Consider the following 18,196-nt stretch of genomic DNA (forward strand, 5'->3'; position numbering starts at 1 on the left):
CCTCTGAGTCACTCTGAAAGCCCCGTAGAAGTATGACGGAGTTATTTACAGGCTTCTTAGTACTAAGTGATTTCGGTAACTTTGTCTTGATATGCCGCATATTGGTGCAATCTGCCCAGGCGATCGACGTTATCCATAATTAAAAAGCACAATAATGAGAGAGGACTAGCGATGACCCCAGAAGAAAAGTACGAAAAGGTGAAGGACCTACAGCCTCTGGAACTTCTGTACCAGAGAGAAGTGCAGCAGGCCGATGCCATTTTTCTTCGCCAGATGCAGCAGCGGCAGTGGAGAGACTACACCTGGGGCGAGGTGATGGATCGGGCGCGCAGGATCGCGGGCTATTTACGCAGTCGATTTGAGCCCGGTGATCGCATCGCTATTCACGGCAAGAACTGCGCGGACTGGATTATTGTAGACGTGGGTATCATGCTGGCGGGTATGATTAGCGTGCCACTCTACCCGGGTCAGTCGGTCTCCTCCATGACCTATGTATTGAAGCACTCTGAATCGAAGATGCTTTTTTGCGGTGCCACAGATGATAATGCGGCGCTTCAGGAGGTTGCCGATATGTTGCCCTCCGTCGCTATCCAGCGCTGTGAGATCCGCTGTGACCAGGACCTGGAGTCCCTAATTAAAGGCTGTGAGCGCTTTGAGGGGAAGCCGGTCTTCGATTTGGATGATATTTTCACGATTATGTACACCTCTGGAACTACCGGTAATCCAAAAGGGGTTATGCACAGCTGGTCTTCGGTGGTCTTTGTCTCGCCAAATATGATTCGCGGTTACGGCATGGATGAAAACGACCGGGTACTCTCCTACCTGCCCCTGGCCCATGCCGCAGAGCGGATACTGGTTGAATTCCACTGTCTGTATTCGGGCACCCGAATTCACTTCCCCGAGTCCCTGGACACTTTCCTGGAAGATTTAAAGCGCACGCGCCCGACGATGTTTTTCTCGGTTCCCCGGCTCTGGACCAAGTTCAAAGAGGGAATTGATGAAAAAATTCCGCCGTCACTGCAACAGGTGTTGCTGCGTATTCCCGGAATCAATACTTGGCTGAGAAAAAAAGTTCGCTATGGGCTGGGGTTGGATGAGGCTGAGGTATTGATCAGTGGCGCCTCGCCCATTTCTATTGAGCTGCTTCGCTGGTATGAGCGTATGGGTATGAAGGTGGCCGATGGTTACGGTATGACCGAGAACTTTATTTATGGCTGCTTTGCCCCGCCGGGGGAAGACCCTGTTCCTGGAACCGTGGGTAAGCCTTACCATGGCTGTGAAGTTAAGATTTCCAAGGAGGGGGAGATACTATTTAAAAGCGGCTCCCTGATGAAGGGCTACTACCTGGAGCCGGCAAAAACGGCGGAGGTGTTACGGGACGGTTACTATTATACCGGCGATTCCGGTTTTATTGATAAAGATGGCCTTGTGCATATTACCGGACGTATTTCTGAGACCTTTAAGACCAGTAAAGGAAAATTTATTCAGCCCAGCCGTCTCGAAAGTTATTTTGGCAATGAGACATTACTGGCCCAGCTCTGTGTACTCGGGCATGGAATGGATCAGCCGGTGATGCTGGTGACACTCTCCGAGTCTGCTGAAAAGCTGGCGCGGGAGGAGGTCGATGGGCAGTTGCAGAAGTTGCTGGCATCTGTGAATGAGAAGTTACCGCCATATGAGCGGATTAACACCATCTTTATTACCAGAGAAGAGTGGACCCCCCTCAATGAGTTTCTGACGCCGACCTTGAAGATCAAGCGCAAGGTATTGGAAGCCCACTATCAGCCGCTATTTAAGCAGTATTCGGATGCTAAAGGGATTGTTTGGGAGCCCCGCGCTCCAGTTGCCGAGGTTTCCCAGGAGGCTTCGTTGGAGGTGGCGAGTTAAAACCAGCCAGCCATAATAAAAAGCCCGGCCTATTGCGCCGGGCTTTTTTTGCGTGCCCAGTCAGTGAGTGTAGCTTTGACAGTGCTGGGATCTTCCCCTCAATTCAATTTGGATGCTTTCCGCTGAGCACTCAAAGTCATCATTAAATTTGCAGTTTTCCATCTTGCAGGCGCCGACGCCGGCGGTGCGGGAGCTGCTTGTGTGGCGGGAATTGGTGAAAAAGGTGTCACAGTCGGGATCTGCACCATCGCCAATAGTAATCGCTCTGGCGTGGCAGGCATCATTGGCGTTATATGCGCACTGGCTGGCGGCACAGCGACTGACTTCTGGCATATCGGTTGCGATAATCATGGCAGGCCTCTCCTTAATCGTCAGTTGGAGACTAGTTCAGCCTGGAGGCAAATCAATAAAAAACCATAGAGTCCGTGGGGGAATTTTTATTTTTGTTGTATAGGTTTATTTTTTTATCGCAAAAAGTTTTTCAGTGAATCGTTTATAGACCTTTTAGGGGCCCAGCTTCACCTGGCCGATAGTATCTACCCCGAATATTTGACGAGCCCGATACCCTGCAATTTTTATTGGGGGCTGAGAGGTTTGAGTGAGGATAAAAAGAGGTAGCAGAGGGGAGAGGCTGTGCCCCCGGCCGGGGGCACAGTTACCACTTAGAAGCGGTAGGTTACATTGACGGAAGCCGATTCAGTGGTCGGGCGGGACGCGACAGTGGCATTCACTGCGATAGCGTCAGCGGCCTGCCAGCGAATACCGGCAATCATACCCATGCCGCCGTTGAAGATGCCTTCGTCAACACTGGCGTAGCTCGGCATAGCATTCATATTGCCTTCCATGGACTTAACACCGACCTCAATGGTGTCTTCCTCGGTGCCATTGGTGTCTTCATACCAGATTTCCGCATAGGTGTTAACGGTCTCCCAGCTCTTGCTGGCAAAAGCACCGAAACGCATATTTCTCAGGCGGCGCTCTTGATCCCCGTAGTTCATACCCAGGGGATCTTGCTCATTGCCATTGGCATCGATGTAGGTGAAGCCTTCAATCGCATCTTCGGTATAGCCATCTACATCGGTAGTGACCCTGGTGAAGCTGACAAAGGGGCCGAACTGGAAGGTGCCGCTGTCGAGCAGATTGGCACCGGCAGTAATGCCCAGAGACAGGTTTTGGCCGGAGGTGTTACCGGTCAGGTCGCCGCTATAAGCGTCGGCGAGAGAGACGGCTCGGCTAACTTCGTCGTAATCTACATCGGTCAGGGTCGCGTTACTTTCGACAAAGAAAATGTCGTAGTGCATGCGGCCAAAGAAGCTGTAGTTGGTTGAGGTGGAGTCGATAGCGAGCTGGGAGTTATCCACATCGATATTGGAGCGGCTTACCGCAAAACCGATTTCAGCGTTGTCGCGCAGGGCGTAGGTCAGGCCGAGAACGTTGGAGTAACCGTCCCCTCTGACGTTTGCGGTGTAGTCGGTATCGTAGTCAATATTACCCAGGGAGCTGCCGGCGAATACGCCGGTTTGCGCGGGGCGGTAGCGCACACTTGCCAGGCTCTCGTCGAGGCTGTTGGTGTGGGTGCGGGCAGCCTGGATAGCGATATCCGGCAACTGGCCGGCCACCTGAGCGGCATTGACGACGGCGGTGTAGTAGTCAGCCAGAATTTCCTGGCCAATTTGGGTGGGGTGTACGCTGTCGTTAAAGATCAGCTGGTCCGCATCGGGATTGCTGCCGTCGATACCGTAAACTGGATGCTCAATACAGTCATTACCGCTATCGTCGTAGCAGTACTGGCTCTGATCAAGGTCGGAGGGTAGTCCCAGCAGGCTGGGGTTATTGAGGGCGACCTGAAGAATCCCCGATTGGTCGACCATCAACACGCCGTCGATATCTTTGGCTTTGCTGAGCAGGTCGGCGTTGAAGCTTGCAGCAGCCGCGCTGGCCTCTGACAGCACTCCGTCAATGGCGTCGGCCAGCTCGGCGTCAGCCTCGTCCTGGGTTATTAGGCCGGCGTCAACGGCTGCCTGTAGAGTGGCGGCGTCATCACTGGAGTAGACCGCCTCATAGGCTGCGGCGTAAACACCGGGGGTCTTGCTGATATCCGGTACGTTGGACAGCAGGATGTAATTGGCTCCGGCATCGGACAGCGCGCCGGCAGCGCTCGCCAGCATTGTCGATGCAATTTCCAGATCCGCAGTGACTTCTTCGGTGGTGGCAGTGCCAGCGGCGACACTGGAGAAACCGCTGAGGAGATCGTTGCCGCCGCCATTGACCCAGTAAAGGGCATTGTGGTCAACGCTGCCGAGAGTGGTTTCCAGGTAGCCCATGCCGAGAGGGAACGGACTGCCAGTCGTGCCGCTGTCAGCAATGATAGTGGCCGGGGCCTCATCAATCGCATCTGCCAGGCTGTAGTAGTAGCTTGCGGTATCAGTGTCGCCTGCTGCGGTATACAGGTCGCCAGCTGCACGCATTTGAGAGGATAGGGTCGGGTCCTCTTGCGCTGCCAGTACGTAGGCGAGTTGAGTCAGGTCGGGGTAAAGACCTGTTTCTGTGTCCCGTGTACGGTCGGGCAGGAGTGCGCTGGCAAAGCTGTGCATGCTGGAGTCATAGGTGATGCCACTGGCTTCCAGGTACGCGTAGTAGTTTTCGCTACCGATAATATTGACCAGGACATCCGCTGCCTTGTGGCCGCCAACAGCCCAGCCATTGCCGGAGTTGGTAAAGGCTTCCGATACTTGAGCTTGAGCTTCCGCCAGCAGCTCCTCTGTAGTCATGCTGGTATCAGACAGGTCGACATCCGGCAGGCACAGTGTTAGATCTGCGCAGGAGGGAGTAATGGCTCCCAGGCCTAAATTTTGTGACAGGATGCTGATTGCAACTTCGCGGTCGTCGCCACCATTGGTGAATACATCGTAGTTGCCGACATCGGTCAGGCTGTCACCAAAGGCGATAACTTGGGAAAAAGCGGTGTCTTTGGCAAAGGCCGCAGGGCTTGTCATTGTTGCGAGTGCAATGGCCGCAGCGAGGCTACGCTTGGCGTTGTGCATGGTTTTCTCCTTGTCGCGGTAATCTCACACCCGCGGAGACATCGGGAGCAGTCCAGAGGAAACTACAGGGCGCGAGTCTTTATTGTTCTTTGCTCCAGTACCTCAAGGTAGCTGGGCGATATTATCAAATTTGACTATAACTTTAAAATAAGTCACAAATCATTTCGGGTATTTTGTCGGCCTGTGAGGCCGCTTTAATAGCTTTTATTGGGCTGGCGCAATATTACTTAATGAGGGTTGCTCGGTAAATGATGTTTATCCCTCAATACTGCCACTTTATAGAAAGCATTTTTTTGTCATTTGATTTCTGTCAATGGCGAATTGTATCTGTGTGACAGGACTGGCTAGCCGCTGGGCTATTTGGGCAGAATAGTCACTGGGTTTTGTATTTTTAGTAAAACGATGTAGCTCGGGTTTTGGATTTTATGGTTTATGGAAAAGGTAAGGTGTCGATTTCTCAAGATGAGATCGAAATGAGTGCGATACGCGCGCAAGGCGCCGGCGGCCAAAATGTAAATAAAGTCTCCAGCGCGATTCATCTGCGTTTCGATATCCGGGCCTCCTCACTTCCAGCACCGATTAAGGACGGCCTGTTGAAATTAAAAGATCGGCGCATCTCCTCTGATGGCGTGGTGGTGATCAAGGCTCAGCGGTTTCGCACCCAGGAAAAAAACCGTATAGATGCCCTGGAGCGCTTGCAGGAGCTGGTCGATAAAGCCGCTTTCAAACCGAAGTTTCGCGTGGCAACCAAGCCCAGTCGCGGTGCGAAGGAGCGCCGCCTGCAAACAAAAAATCGTCGCTCCCAGGTAAAGGCAATGAGGGGGCGAGTTAAAGATCAGCACTGATCCGGGGGCAGGGGTGTTTATTTTTCGAAGCTTTACTTGGTCCCTTGGTGCCAATTTGGGCTGTTGCCAGAATGTGGCCATCCGTGCAATTTCGCTATTGATAAACGGCTTTGCCATTTGTCATGTGGTGCCAAGCTGGATTGGATAGATTTTCCCTTGAACCTCCGCAGATTCTAATCTCCACAGAGGTTCCTTGATGCTTGTTGACCAGAGAGGAGTCGCTAGAGGTAGGGAGAGCGGGCGAGGATTTCCTGGTACTCGGCCTCGCGTTGTACCAATTCGAATTGTAAATTTTCGATCTCCATCCCCAGCTCTGAATGGCGAACCTTCAGGCGGGCGATATCAGCGATGAACGTCACCCGCTCAGAGTTGCTGACGGTTTCATCCACTAATAGAGCACCGATCTCTGTCATATTATCGAGGGTCTGCTCCCTCTCCAGTTCGAGATCGTGAATGGTCGTTACCAGTGCGTCTACAGCTGTTTTGGCATGAAAAATATCTTGCCCGGAATGGTATCCCCGCAGAAACAGGCCCTCGAGGTCGGCGGGGCAGACGCCGTTGTAGTTGTTGCCGGAGCGCCCCTGGTCAAATCCGCGCAGCTCGGTACAAAATAACTCCAGCCCTTCGCTGCGCCCACTGCGATAAGCTTTGGTATTGAGCGATACGCCATACTTTGCACAGGCCTCGCGGCGCCCGCCCAAGTAGGACAGGTCTCGACCCGCTGCGCCATCTTCATAGCCGATTGCCTGCCAGTCAGCGACATAGCACTCATCTTCACTCATGGTGGCACAGCCTGAGATTAATAGCGCAAAAAGAAAGAGGAGGGTGATTCCGGGAGCAAATTTCACGACGGCTTTCCATATCATTGGTTTTATTGCAGCTTACCCAGTCGATCCTGACTGGAAGCTGAAGAGGCTTCTTAGTTGGACATTATTTTATCAAACTATGAGGTGTAGAGGTGCCCCTTGGCCGTGGGAGCCGATGGCAGTGGGTTCCAGTTAGCCTTTGCAGCCCTGCCGGGCGGGTAAGCCAAATAGCTTTACCGGGGCTTCGCTGCACTGAGGTGGGGCTATAACGCTATCGGGCGCGTGTCAATTTTGCAGTATGACCTGTAGATATCCGCGATTTTGCCGATTGGGATATTACAGGGCAAGCAGGGATTAAGGGGGCTTGGGTGGGATGGTGTGGACCTTTCCTGTGATGGGGCAGTTGTAGATCTAATTAAAGTAAAGGGGAAGAAAGCCCTTGGGTTTTTGAACTGTTTCTAGTTCTATTTGTTATTAATAGGTTTTTTATATTCTATGTTTTTTTGCCTATTTGTGATCCACTTATAGTTTATTGTGGCTCCTAGGTTGAATGGCGCCAAGTGGTTTTAGTATTTTTTTGTGCTGTGCTAGCTTTCCCAGGTCAGGTTGGTCAACCTGTTTTTGTTTGTTCCCTCTGCGTTTTTCAAAAAATAAATAATAATAAATGGCTTGGATTGTCCGTGATTGTTTGTTGGTAAGGTCTGTAGTTCCACTCTTGATATTTTTCCGCTATTTGAATGCTGTTGAAATTCAAAATTGCTGTTTGTGCAGGCTTCTTGCATGTGTGTTTATTGCCCGCCTGTGTTTTGGATGTGTAAGGAGTGTGCAGGGGGTTAATTCAATGTGGAGAAGATAATGAAAAAAATGATTAGAAGGTCTTTGCTGGGGGTGCTTGCAATCCCCAGTGTTGTTATGGCTCAAGAGCTGTGGATAACGATCGGTAGTGACGGCTATCAAACGTTAAAGAAAAATAATAGCCTGGTTGCCAAACAGTCACTCACAATCCAGGGTGAGGAGCGTAATGGCGTTACTATTTTAAAGGTTGATGAGGAGAATCTCTCCGATATATCGACATTAATGCATATTAACCATAATCGCTGCGGCGGTTTTATGGTGCATGACTCACTGGAGGAGGCCGAGGCCGCACAGGTCTCATCACTGACGACAACTTTTAATAACTTGATCGCCTACTCTATTGACAATGCCGATGCGGTGAATGCCCTACAGGCAGAGATTTCAGAGTCCAATATACGATCAACTATTCAAACTTTGTCGAACTTTACCAATCGCTATTACAGTACTTCTACCGGTGTGGATGGTGCCGAGTGGATAAGGGATAAATGGCAGGCGCTGACGAGTTCACGCAGTGATGCCTCTGTGGAGCTCTATAGCCATAGCTGGGCACAGCCCTCTGTTATTTTGACGATTCAGGGGCAAACAGATCCTGATGAAATTATTGTACTGGGAGCTCATCTGGATTCTACCGTGGGTTTTGGTACCGGTGAGGGTACGCGGGCACCGGGGGCCGATGATGATGCCTCGGGTATCGCAACACTGACAGATGTTATTAATGCAATTGTTGCCACCGACTACAAGCCGGATAAAACCCTGGCTTTTATGGGCTACGCTGCTGAGGAAGTGGGGCTGCGGGGCTCCGGTGATATTGCGGAAGATTACCGCTCACAGAACAAGAATGTGATCGGTGCTTTACAGCTGGATATGACAAATTACCATGGCTCAAATAGTGATATCTACCTTATAGGAGATTACACCAATAGTGCTCAGAATAGCTTCCTTGAGGACCTGGCTGAGACCTACCTGAGCGATCTCACGGTTGCAACCGCTTACTGTGGTTACGCCTGCTCCGATCACGCCTCCTGGTACAACGAGGGCTACCCGGTTTCCTTCCCTTTTGAGGCGACTTTTAACGGTTCAAACCCATATATCCACACCTCAAGTGATACCCTCGCTAACAGTGGCGGGGATGCCAGTCATGCTGTGAAATTTGGCAAGCTCGCAGCGGCTTATGTCGCCGAGTTGGCCAAGGGCTATATCGGGGATGATCCAGGTCCCGATCCAGACCCCGATCCCGATCCGGACCCAGGTGAGGAACAAACAGAAACCTTCAGTGGCTATGTCGGCCGCAGCTCGGAGGATGACTATGGCCCCCTCAGTGTGACACCCGGTACTGATTTTACTGCAGAGATGAGCGGTACTAATGATGCGGACTTGTATGTGCGTTTTGGTGCGGCACCGACTTTGCGCCAATACGATTGCCGCCCCTATGAGGGGGATAGCGATGAGACTTGTTCTTTAACCGTGCCAAGTGGTGAGAGCGAAGCCTACTTTATGGTGCGGGGCTATAGTCGCCTGGGATCAGATTATGAGGTGGATGTTACCTATACGCCTGAATAGCCAATATTACATGTAGCTGCGGTATTTCTTGCTGATTTATTGTAGTTAGTTATTTTTCACCTCTCCAGAAAGTCACGTTTGGCAGTTTTGAGTTTTTGCTGAACGTGAACTTACCTCTTTTTTAAGAAAAAGCACGTCATTAATTTTTTGATTGGTTGGAAGTTGGCATTTATTCGCGTAAAAACCTAACCAGCGCTCACTTTGGGTGTGCTCACTAATTAATTGAATTTGGTTTTGTTGGTTTTTATGGATTAAATCCTGAATCAAGCCTAACACCCGTGTGTATTGCTCAGCGGCTCCCGAATTTTATCCGGTGCTATTCTTCTTGAAATTAATAATGAGAAAAGAGGGTGGTGAATATGAAGCGTTATGTGTTAAAGCCTTTGTCTCTTGCAGTGGCTGTTACGGTTTTAAATATTGGTGGCTATGTTGTCGCTGAAGAGAGGGAAGAGGAGGCCTCCAATTCTGCTGACCGGGCAATGGAGGAAGTGATAACCACGGGTACACGCAAAGAGGGGGTATCCCCCACTGAAACCCTCTCGCCGGTCGATGTGGTTGCTGGAGCGGATGTTGCCAATCAGGCCAGCTTTGATCTGACGGAATCCCTGGCAAAAATTGCCCCCTCATTTAACACGCAGAGATTTCCCATTGCCGATGGTACCGCTTTTATTCGTCCGGTGACGCTGCGAAATTTATCTCCAGACCAAACTCTGGTGCTGGTCAATGGAACCCGTCGCCACCGCTCCGCACTGGTCAACTTACAGCTCGCCCCCCTGGGCACTGTGAATCAAGGCGCTCAAGCCGTGGACTTTGCCGCACTGCCGGCTATGGCTATCGAGCGGGTTGAGGTTTTGCGGGATGGGGCATCGGCGCAGTACGGTTCCGATGCGATTGCCGGGGTGGTTAATATTATCCTGAAGGATGACGCAGAGGGTTTTAGCCTGTCTGCGCAGACCGGGGAATATTATGAAGGGGATGGCACCCGGATGAGCCTTGCGGCAAATGCGGGTTTTGCATTGACGGAGTCTGGGTTTGTAAATGGCACTGTCGAATTTTCCCGTGCAGACAAAACCTGGCGCAGTGAGGCGCGCCCGGACGCGCAGCTGGTGGGGACCGTTGTCGGTAGCAATCTGGTACCCCTGGATGGCCTGGGACAGAGGTGGGGAGACCCCGATATCGAGTCTATGAAGTTGTTTATTAATAGTGGCTTGGAAATTTCTGACTCGGTTGAGTTATATGGAAATCTGGGATACTCCGAGAATGAGACGATGTCAGACTTCTTCTATCGCGGCCCGGTACTGGACCCGGAATACCAATTCACCGCCAGGGGGACTCTGCAAGTCGATAGCCCGAATGATCCGCTGGACCCGAGCAGTATCGATTACATGCCCGATCCCGCGCCCCAGTCGTTAATATCCGCTCTGTTGGCGCAGGGGCTGGACCCATCGAATTACCTGGTGGCTGACTCATCGAGCCCCAGTGGCTACGTCTTGCGCAACCCGATTTATACCCAGTTTCCCGGGGGCTATAACCCGCAGTTTGGGGCAGACATTTACGATATTGCCGCAGTAGTGGGTGCCCGTGGGGAGTTGGTTAATGGCCTGTCCTGGGATATACGCGGGCGCTTGGCAGAAAATGAAGTGGACTATGTCCTTAAAAATTCTATTAACCCAAGTTTGGGGATTTTGTCTCCCACGTCGTTCAAGCCGGGCACGCTCACACAGGAAGAGTCCAGCTTCAATGCAGATTTTGTCTACCCCATCGAGGTTATGGCCTTCGCCTCCCCACTGAACCTGGCATTTGGTGCTGAGTGGCGCGAAGAAACCTACTCAATTGGCCGGGGCGATGCGGCGTCTATCGCGGTGGGGCCGACGGCGGCCTACTTTGGCGTGGGCTCCGATGGTTTTCAGGGTTTCCCGGTCGAGGCGGTGGGCAGTTTCAGCAGCGAGAGTATCGCGGCTTATATTGATCTCGAAGCGGATGTGACAGACGCTCTGACCTTGGGGGCGGCCCTGCGCCTGGAGGAGTATGATGAATTTGGCTCAACCTCGGACTGGAAGTTGTCAGCCCGCTACGATGTCAATGAACGGCTGGCCTTGCGGGCCACGGTAAATACCGGCTTCCGGGCGCCCACCCCGGGTCAGGTTAATACCTTAAATGTCACCACGACATCGGATTCCAGCGGCAACCTGATCCCCAATGGTACCTACCCGGTTAGTCACCCGGTAGCGATAGCGCTGGGGGCTGCTGAGTTGGAGCCGGAAGAGTCCAGCAGTTTTACTCTGGGTGCGGTGTTTAACCCAATGGATAATACCAGTGTGACAATCGATTATTACAGTATCGATATCGAGGATCGCCTGGCTCTGCGCAACAACGCTATTGGAGAGGATGAAGTTATCCTGCTGCAAAATGCCGGTATAGAAAATGCGGCACTGCTCAATGGCAGTAATGCCAATTATTTCGTCAATGCTTATGACTCGGAAGTGTCCGGGGTGGACCTGGCGATTACCAGCGATTTTGCCGTACTTGATAGCCTGTTGGTGGTGGATCTACGCCACAATTACAACCGCCAGGAAGTCACCAATGTCGCGGAAAATACGATTAATGCCTCGCGGGTGTTTGATCTTGAAAACCAGGTCCCCAACAACCGGACGACGTTAACTTTTGATCTCGATACCGGCAGCTTCTTCGAGGGCTATTTGCGCTTTAACCGATATGCCGGCTGGGAGTCCACCAGTGGTTTGTTTGGTGACGGAAATGCCAGCGATACTTACAGCTATGGCAGTGAGATTCTGGTAGATATCGAAGCGACTTTTACGCTTTATGAAAATTACAAACTATCCCTGGGGGGCGAAAATATTTTTGATGAAATGCCCGATGATGAGCAGGACCCAACACTGCGATTTCTCGGTGTGCGCCATGCCCTGACATCGCCGTTTGGGTTTAATGGCGGCTATTGGTATTTGCGCGCGAGTGCAGATTTTTAGAGGCTTGCCTATAGGGCAGAGGCTCCCTGGTTGAGGAGCCTCTGAATATTGTCAGGTTTTTTATCGGGCGGTTTTTGTCAGCCCGGCGCGGGCATTAAAATCCAACACGATCTGGGGCTCATCGGTGAATACGCCATCGATGCCCTGGGCCGCCAGTAGGATCAGGTCGTTGGGGTCGTTGACAGTAAAGACATAATTTTTAAGCCCGCGCATTTTGGCATCGCCGATCAGATCCGCATTGACAAAATCGACACAGGTGTGAAGAGAGTAGGCTTTAAGTGGAACTGAGCAGGCGGCAAGGTCGAGAGGTACGCCGACAATCAGTACTCCCCGGCGGACTTCGGGGATCAATTGCAGACACCGATAAAGCTGGCGGTGATCAAAAGAGGAGACGATGTACTGTTCGCAGCTCGCGCCGGTATCCTGTGTAAAAGCGCGAATCTCCTCTGCGAACAGGTCGGCACAGTCAGGCCCTTTAAGCTCGATATTGAGCTGGGCACGGCTCCCCACAAGTTCCAGCACCTGTCGCAATGTGGGCACTTTATTGCCACAGGGGAGGGGCCTTTCTTTCAGAATTTCCGGGTGTACTTCCGTGATTAGCTCTGAGCCCGCAAGCAGGCGCCCCAGTCGCCGGTCGTGCTTGACCAGAAGTTGCCCGCCGATATTCCACACGTCAATTTCGATCCCCTCCGCGTTCAGTTCCAGCGCGTGTTGGATGGCCTCGAGCGTATTTTCACTGGCTCGCTGCTGATAGCCCCGGTGGGCGAAACAGAAGAGCGTAGCTGAAGTCATGGTTTATCAGTCCATTTTCGTGGTCTGTTACAGACTGCCTTTGAAGTATTACGGGATTGCTAAGGCAGCACCAAAGTTTCTGCCAGTTGTGGGCTAATAGGCTATAAAAAGTTATTTTTTATAGCCTGTGGGAGTAGAACAGTGGGGCGCGCGGCTAGTCTCCGGCCAGGGCGCGGTAACAACCCTGATGGAAAATCAAAGGTTCGCCGCCAAAGGCTGCAAATTCCAGAACTTCGCCTAAAAGTATCGTGTGATCACCACCGTCGATACACTGGGCGCGACGGCAGTGGAAATAGGCGGCGCACTCCTCAAGGCGGGGTATGCCATTGGGGCCTTCATGCCAATTGACCTGGCCAAACTTGTCTGCGCCCCGACCGGCAAACAGGTTGGAAACATGCTGCTGGTCTGCCCGCAGAATATGAACAGCAAAGTGCTCTTGCGTAGTAAACGCCTTGTAGCCCATAGATTGCTTATCAATACTCCATAAAATCAGGGCGGGATCCAGGGAGACGGAGTTAAAACTGTTGGCTGTCATGCCGGCTGGTTGGCCGCTGGTATCCTGAGTGGTTATGACAGTGACACCTGTAGCAAAGTGGCCGAGGGTGTCCCGCAACAGCCGGCTTTGCTCGGGTGATGGGGGAGTCGTACCGCTTTTCTCTGTCGTCATACTAAGGCTACTTGTACCGAAACTGTGAAGGGCGGCCATTTTAAGGCAAAAGTAAATGATTTGCGCGCTTTACCCCGAACCCATATCAAAATAAAAATGGTTACTGGTCTTTTTTGACTGCTAGTTCACTATGGCCTGACACTCCTGGCTGAGCCTGCTGCGGTGGGCAACAGCGCTGCCTGTCAGGGCGAAGCCGAGCAGTTCTCCGCTGCTATTGCGAAATTCGGCACAAACTCCACCGTTTTCCCGCTGGATTTGCCAGGTGCCCTGGGCGCCGGGGTGGGGAGGGAAGATGACAGTGGGGTGCAGGGTGGTTTTCACGGCGATAGGGATTACACCGAAACAGACTGGGCTGGGGTGGCCAGATAGGGTTTGCGCCAGGCACTTTGCCTCGGCGATAAGTGGCGCGACAAAGAACCGCTGCTGCTTATCGATTTCTGCGCAATCCCCCAGGGCATAGATACAGGGGTCGCTCGACTGTAGATACCTGTTAACGGCGATCCCCCTTTGGATTGATAGGCCGGCCATACTGGCTAGGTGGGTATTGGCTTCGAGCCCTAATGCGGCGAGAGCAATATCTGCTTCAAGCACCTCTCCGCTGTCCAGGTGCGCCCGTATACCGGCGCCGGAGTCCTCGATTCGAGACAGTGATGTGCCCCCGTGAAAGCGCACACCATGACTTTCCAGTGAATTCTGTAGATCGAGGCCAACCACTCTGGGGATCAATGCAGCCAGTGGCCACTGTTCGAGGTCGACCAGATCCACCTCGAAGCCGGCCTGTATCAGGTCATTGGCAAATTCGCAGCCGATCAACCCCGCCCCCAAGAGTAATATGCGCTTGCGCCCGACTGCGGCGGTGCGAAAGCGGTGATAGTCTCTGAGGTTGTTAATGCGGAAGATAGGCGCCAGGGCATCCCCTTGGTAGTGAGGCAGTTTGCGGCACTTGGCGCCAGTGGCCAGGACCAGTTTCCCGTAGTGAACCCTGCAGACTCGCTCTGCCCCCTCCTGTTGGAGGGTCAGCGCTTTATTGGCGCGATCTATCTGTATTACCCGTGTGTGCACGAGTATCTCTGCATCGAGTTTCCGAGCCATTTCCTCGGCGCTGGCAGAACTGAGCTGTTGTGCTGTTTTGCCCGGGGAGAAAGAGGCCGATAACAGGGGTTTGGAGTAAAAGGCGCCGTCATCGGCAGTTATCAACAGGAGCGGGGATAGGGGAGCCCGTTTGCGGAATTCTCGCGCCAAATTATATCCGGCCAGCCCCGTTCCAATGATGACCACCGCTGTTGTGATGGCGCTGTTGGGTTGCTCGGGCTCTGTGGGGGTGGTTTTACCGGCGGAAGCCCGATTGAATCCCCGCTTGCTGACACCGCACTGGGGACAGCTCCAGTTGGCGGGAAGATCCTCCCAGCGGGTAGCGGGGGCAATGCCATTTTGCGGATCTCCCTCGGCCTCACGGTATATCCAGTTGCAAACCATACACTCCCAGTTGCGCGGCTCTGTAGGGAGACTTGTGCCGATCTGCAGCATAGAGAATTCGCACTTGGCCGCACCGCACTCCGGGCAACACCAGTCGTCGGGAATGTCCTCCCAGCGAGTGCCGGGGGCGATACCATCCTCCGGCCAACCTTTGGCCTCATCGTATATCCAACCGCAGTTCTGGCACTGCCACTGTTTGTATATCGACATATTTTTCCACCAAGCGGGTTGGCCCCGGTAGCCAAGGTAACCGGGGTCTTCCCATTTATAGTGGTAAAAGGGTGGGGAGTTGCGGGAGGGTTGTGTTATTCCGCGCCGCGCTGGGCAATTTTGCTTAGGGCACTCTGATAAATATTTGCAATTTCCCCGGGGTGATTAATTGAAATACCTAAATCGTGTACCAGGCCATCCTTGAGACCGTATACCCAGCCATTGACGGTGAGTGCCTGGCCCGCGCGCCAGGCATCGCGAACGATGGTGGTCTGGCAGACGTGTATCACCTGCTCCAGAACATTGAGCTCACACAGTAGGTCTGTGCGCTGCTGCTGTTGAAACAGGTCGATCAAGGTGTGGTGTTTGTCTCTCACGTCCTGGATATGTCGCAGCCAGTTATCGATCAGGCCCAACTGCTCATTATGCAGTGCCGCCTGAACACCGCCACAGCCGTAATGACCACAGACGATAATATGTTTTACCTTTAGGATTTCTACAGCGTATTGGAGTACAGACAGGCAGTTCAGGTCTGTGTGAACGACGACATTGGCAACATTCCGGTGAACAAAAAGTTCACCGGGCAATAGGCCGACAATTTCATTGGCGGGCACGCGGCTATCGGCGCAACCAATCCAGAGATATTCTGGGCTTTGCTGTTCAGATAATTTAAGGAAAAAGTCGGGCTCGTCTTCGCGGGTTGCCTCAGACCAGTGCTGGTTATTTTTTAATAAATGATTAAGCGGGTGCAATGAATTTATCCTGAAGTGACCACTGGGACATTTACGCAGCAGGATAGCGGCTTTGTTTGTGCAGGCCAAGTGTATCTGGTCTAATCTGAAAAAGTGACTATTGATTAATACCTGGTCTAAAAAGGAATGACAGATCATGGGAAGAAAGAAAAGCGCCATCTCAGGGAGGAGGCACAGGGTTTCCAGACACGCAAATCCTGTGGGGCGGCGCCGTCTGAGGGTGCGCCAGTTGTTGGCGAGACGGATACGCCTGCGCAGTTATTTGCAGTATTTTTTGGCAGATGATAAGTCGGAGGGCGAAAAAATAGCGGAGAAGATAGACTCGGAGATTGTGGAATAATACCGATAACGTATTTTGCAGGATTTTTTTATTATCGTCGTTAAACTACTGGTGGGGCTCAATAAGCCCCTGAATTTTACTCAAGGAGTAGAGCAGAGCGCTGTATGATGTTATCGGGTTGTGATATCGCTACGGATTTAAAAATTTGCCTGGCTAATTATGATGAGTTAGAGCATGGGAAAGCGATCATCGCTTTAATGGAGGAGTATGCGCTCCATCCATTTGGCGGGGGCGAGCCTCTTGCGGACCGCTGTCGGTCGGAATTGGTGCCCGCATTGAGAGCGTTTCCCGGGGCTTTTAGTATCCTTGCCTATCGGGGAGAGCGCGCTGTTGGTCTCGTCAATTGTTTTAGCGGATTTTCCACCTTTTTATGTAAGCCGCTGATTAATATCCACGACGTGATTGTCAGTGAGTCTGCTCGGGGGCTGGGGGTGTGTACGGCTATGTTAGATTTTTTGGCCAAAGAAGCGAAAGCCAAGGGTTGCTGTAAACTTACCCTGGAAGTTTTACAAAAAAATTACACGGCACAGGCGGCCTATCGCAAGACGGGGTTTAAGCCCTACGCTTTGGATGAGGAGTTTGGTCAAGCGGAGTTTTGGCAGCGCTATCTTTAGAGGCCTCGGCATAACCCCGCAATATCTCGGCGGGGCTTTTAGTGCTTCCCCCAGCAATGACTTACTGTTGTCGGTAACTGCTGGGGTAGTTTTGCCGGCGCTATATCGCCTTTGCCTCGGATGTTTCCGGTGCCTCGGGCGCTTTTTTCCAGAAACTGGCGAGGCTGATCACCGTGAGAATACCAATTAAGCTGACACTAAATAGCATTCCTGTTAGGGGTTGCACAGGGTTTTGTTCATAGAGCCAGCCCCCCACTGCAAAGCCTATGGTGTAGCCCCCGGTATGCATCAGTGATAAAAGGCCAAACAAGCGGCCGTTGCGCTGTTGCCCTCGACTTAACAGAGCGCTGTAGCCGGGAACCAGAAAGGCAATACCGATAACAAATAGTAGTAAGCCTGGCGCGGCAAAAGTACTGCCCAGGGCGAGTGACAGAGTCGCGGTGCCCAGACCCATGCACAGCACGCCTATCATCAGGCTGATTTGCGGGTGCTTTATTTTTCTTACTAATCCCACCTGGACAAGAAATCCGCAAATTGCGACAGCGGCAAGCAGAATAGCCGTTGTCGATGATGCTCCCAGTGCACTTAAACCGTATAAATCTTGCAGCACCGGTCCCATAACAACTTGCAGTTGCCCGATACTCACCGTGCCCAGCAGTGCTATTGCGAAAAAGCCCATGGTTGCAGTGGGCCAGTGAGTGGTTTCAGTTTTCTGCTTCGCCGTTTTTTTACTGGAGGCCTGGGGTAAAAATAGTGCCAGGGTCAGAGCGGAAAGGGGCAGGAGTACCAGCCATAACAGCGGCCATAAGCTGCCTGCGACAAGGGCCGGCAGTGCAAGTAATGGGCCCAAGCCACGGCCTAAGTTAGCGGCAGCACTGATTTTCGACAGAATAGACAGGCGCTGCTGCTCCTCTCCCAGCTCAATAGCCCAGGCCTGACAGCAGGGGAAAATTGCGGCAGCGTTCAACCCGTACAGAATCCTGCTGGCAACCAGGGCCACCAGTGCGGTGTCAGTGTCCAGGTACCCTTGGGCCAGGGCAACCAATAGGGCTACGAATAACACCTGCGCCAGCAGTGCCCCACTGAGGCCGAATAACAGTATCGGCTTTCGCCCAATTTTATCCCCCAACTCCCCCCAAACTGGACCTGCAATCATCAGGCAGAAAGTGCTAACCGCAACCAGTGCGCCGAGCGTGGCCAAATCCAGTCCGCAGTACTCGATGATCAGTGGGATCTGGGTCAGCAGGATGACCTGGGCTGCACCCTGACTGGCAACAATCCAGTTTATTTGTTGAAGGTGGAGGGGGCGTTTCATTCGGGCTCCAGAGGATAAATTTTAACCAGACATCAAATTTGTCCTA

At 52.4% G+C, this 18,196-nt stretch carries 15 protein-coding genes; 6 read left to right on the forward strand and 9 right to left on the reverse strand.

Annotated features, from left to right (window positions below; genetic code table 11):
* The first annotated feature begins 171 nt into the window (after positions 1-171).
* Positions 172-1,887 carry an AMP-binding protein gene (locus ACJJIK_RS19410; RefSeq protein ID WP_444943610.1) on the forward strand — a complete coding sequence of 572 codons (1,716 nt, stop codon included), beginning with the start codon at positions 172-174 and terminating at the stop codon, positions 1,885-1,887.
* A gap of 60 nt (positions 1,888-1,947) precedes the next feature.
* Here the strand turns inward: ACJJIK_RS19410 and ACJJIK_RS19415 are convergent, their stop codons facing one another.
* Entirely contained in the window at positions 1,948-2,238 is a 291-nt protein-coding gene (locus ACJJIK_RS19415; RefSeq protein WP_444929881.1) for a DUF1540 domain-containing protein, read from the reverse strand.
* Positions 2,239-2,549: 311 nt separating this feature from the next.
* The gene (locus tag ACJJIK_RS19420) at positions 2,550-4,931 is read right to left on the reverse strand and encodes an autotransporter domain-containing protein (RefSeq protein ID WP_444943611.1); all 2,382 of its coding nucleotides are present in this window, start codon (positions 4,929-4,931) and stop codon (positions 2,550-2,552) included.
* Positions 4,932-5,356: 425 nt separating this feature from the next.
* Between ACJJIK_RS19420 and arfB the strand changes: the two genes are divergently transcribed.
* Positions 5,357-5,776, forward strand: coding sequence for an alternative ribosome rescue aminoacyl-tRNA hydrolase ArfB (gene arfB / locus ACJJIK_RS19425; protein WP_444943612.1), 420 nt, complete (start codon positions 5,357-5,359; stop codon positions 5,774-5,776).
* Positions 5,777-5,997: 221 nt separating this feature from the next.
* Here the strand turns inward: arfB and ACJJIK_RS19430 are convergent, their stop codons facing one another.
* On the reverse strand, positions 5,998-6,624 hold the full coding sequence (locus ACJJIK_RS19430) for a DUF2799 domain-containing protein (RefSeq protein WP_444943613.1): 627 nt from the start codon (positions 6,622-6,624) through the stop codon (positions 5,998-6,000).
* 813 nt (positions 6,625-7,437) lie between these two features.
* Here ACJJIK_RS19430 and ACJJIK_RS19435 point away from each other — a divergent pair.
* A complete protein-coding gene (locus ACJJIK_RS19435; RefSeq protein ID WP_444943614.1) occupies positions 7,438-8,997 on the forward strand; it encodes a M20/M25/M40 family metallo-hydrolase in 1,560 nt (519 codons plus the stop codon).
* Positions 8,998-9,069: 72 nt separating this feature from the next.
* On the opposite strand, the gene ACJJIK_RS19440 is transcribed toward ACJJIK_RS19435, so the two are convergent.
* Positions 9,070-9,264: a hypothetical protein gene (locus ACJJIK_RS19440; protein ID WP_444929886.1), complete on the reverse strand. Its 195-nt coding sequence runs from the start codon at positions 9,262-9,264 to the stop codon at positions 9,070-9,072.
* A 92-nt stretch (positions 9,265-9,356) separates the two neighbouring features.
* Here ACJJIK_RS19440 and ACJJIK_RS19445 point away from each other — a divergent pair, with 92 nt between their 5' ends.
* A complete protein-coding gene (locus ACJJIK_RS19445; protein WP_444943615.1) occupies positions 9,357-11,984 on the forward strand; it encodes a TonB-dependent receptor plug domain-containing protein in 2,628 nt (875 codons plus the stop codon).
* A 60-nt stretch (positions 11,985-12,044) separates the two neighbouring features.
* On the opposite strand, the gene ACJJIK_RS19450 is transcribed toward ACJJIK_RS19445, so the two are convergent.
* The 4 genes from ACJJIK_RS19450 to can form a co-directional block, all read right to left on the reverse strand.
* Positions 12,045-12,776, reverse strand: coding sequence for a glycerophosphodiester phosphodiesterase (locus ACJJIK_RS19450; RefSeq protein WP_444943616.1), 732 nt, complete (start codon positions 12,774-12,776; stop codon positions 12,045-12,047).
* 154 nt (positions 12,777-12,930) lie between these two features.
* Positions 12,931-13,443, reverse strand: coding sequence for a flavin reductase family protein (locus ACJJIK_RS19455; RefSeq protein WP_444929889.1), 513 nt, complete (start codon positions 13,441-13,443; stop codon positions 12,931-12,933).
* A gap of 120 nt (positions 13,444-13,563) precedes the next feature.
* On the reverse strand, positions 13,564-15,129 hold the full coding sequence (locus ACJJIK_RS19460; RefSeq protein ID WP_444943617.1) for an FAD-dependent oxidoreductase: 1,566 nt from the start codon (positions 15,127-15,129) through the stop codon (positions 13,564-13,566).
* Between the two features lie 95 nt (positions 15,130-15,224).
* Positions 15,225-15,881 carry a carbonate dehydratase gene (can, locus tag ACJJIK_RS19465; protein WP_444929891.1) on the reverse strand — a complete coding sequence of 219 codons (657 nt, stop codon included), beginning with the start codon at positions 15,879-15,881 and terminating at the stop codon, positions 15,225-15,227.
* 136 nt (positions 15,882-16,017) lie between these two features.
* On the opposite strand from can, the gene ACJJIK_RS19470 reads away from it, so the two are divergent.
* A complete protein-coding gene (locus tag ACJJIK_RS19470; protein WP_444943618.1) occupies positions 16,018-16,221 on the forward strand; it encodes a hypothetical protein in 204 nt (67 codons plus the stop codon).
* 104 nt (positions 16,222-16,325) lie between these two features.
* Positions 16,326-16,835, forward strand: coding sequence for a GNAT family N-acetyltransferase (locus tag ACJJIK_RS19475; protein ID WP_444943619.1), 510 nt, complete (start codon positions 16,326-16,328; stop codon positions 16,833-16,835).
* Positions 16,836-16,935: 100 nt separating this feature from the next.
* On the opposite strand, the gene ACJJIK_RS19480 is transcribed toward ACJJIK_RS19475, so the two are convergent.
* Positions 16,936-18,150 carry an MFS transporter gene (locus ACJJIK_RS19480; protein ID WP_444943620.1) on the reverse strand — a complete coding sequence of 405 codons (1,215 nt, stop codon included), beginning with the start codon at positions 18,148-18,150 and terminating at the stop codon, positions 16,936-16,938.
* Positions 18,151-18,196 lie beyond the last annotated feature (46 nt).

The sequence above is a fragment of the Microbulbifer regidiadema (SeqCode) genome, from assembly GCF_052466995.1.

What these genes read in the sequence shown, in the direction of transcription:
- ACJJIK_RS19475 (WP_444943619.1), top strand. Translation starts at nt 16,326, where the DNA reads ATGATGTTATCGGGTTGTGATATCGCTACGGATTTAAAAATTTGCCTG.
- ACJJIK_RS19460 (WP_444943617.1), bottom strand. Translation starts at nt 15,129, where the DNA reads ATGTCGATATACAAACAGTGGCAGTGCCAGAACTGCGGTTGGATATAC.
- ACJJIK_RS19450 (WP_444943616.1), bottom strand. Translation starts at nt 12,776, where the DNA reads ATGACTTCAGCTACGCTCTTCTGTTTCGCCCACCGGGGCTATCAGCAG.
- ACJJIK_RS19470 (WP_444943618.1), top strand. Translation starts at nt 16,018, where the DNA reads ATGGGAAGAAAGAAAAGCGCCATCTCAGGGAGGAGGCACAGGGTTTCC.
- ACJJIK_RS19435 (WP_444943614.1), top strand. Translation starts at nt 7,438, where the DNA reads ATGAAAAAAATGATTAGAAGGTCTTTGCTGGGGGTGCTTGCAATCCCC.
- ACJJIK_RS19445 (WP_444943615.1), top strand. Translation starts at nt 9,357, where the DNA reads ATGAAGCGTTATGTGTTAAAGCCTTTGTCTCTTGCAGTGGCTGTTACG.
- ACJJIK_RS19420 (WP_444943611.1), bottom strand. Translation starts at nt 4,931, where the DNA reads ATGCACAACGCCAAGCGTAGCCTCGCTGCGGCCATTGCACTCGCAACA.
- ACJJIK_RS19415 (WP_444929881.1), bottom strand. Translation starts at nt 2,238, where the DNA reads ATGATTATCGCAACCGATATGCCAGAAGTCAGTCGCTGTGCCGCCAGC.
- arfB (WP_444943612.1), top strand. Translation starts at nt 5,357, where the DNA reads ATGGTTTATGGAAAAGGTAAGGTGTCGATTTCTCAAGATGAGATCGAA.
- ACJJIK_RS19480 (WP_444943620.1), bottom strand. Translation starts at nt 18,150, where the DNA reads ATGAAACGCCCCCTCCACCTTCAACAAATAAACTGGATTGTTGCCAGT.
- ACJJIK_RS19410 (WP_444943610.1), top strand. Translation starts at nt 172, where the DNA reads ATGACCCCAGAAGAAAAGTACGAAAAGGTGAAGGACCTACAGCCTCTG.
- ACJJIK_RS19455 (WP_444929889.1), bottom strand. Translation starts at nt 13,443, where the DNA reads ATGACGACAGAGAAAAGCGGTACGACTCCCCCATCACCCGAGCAAAGC.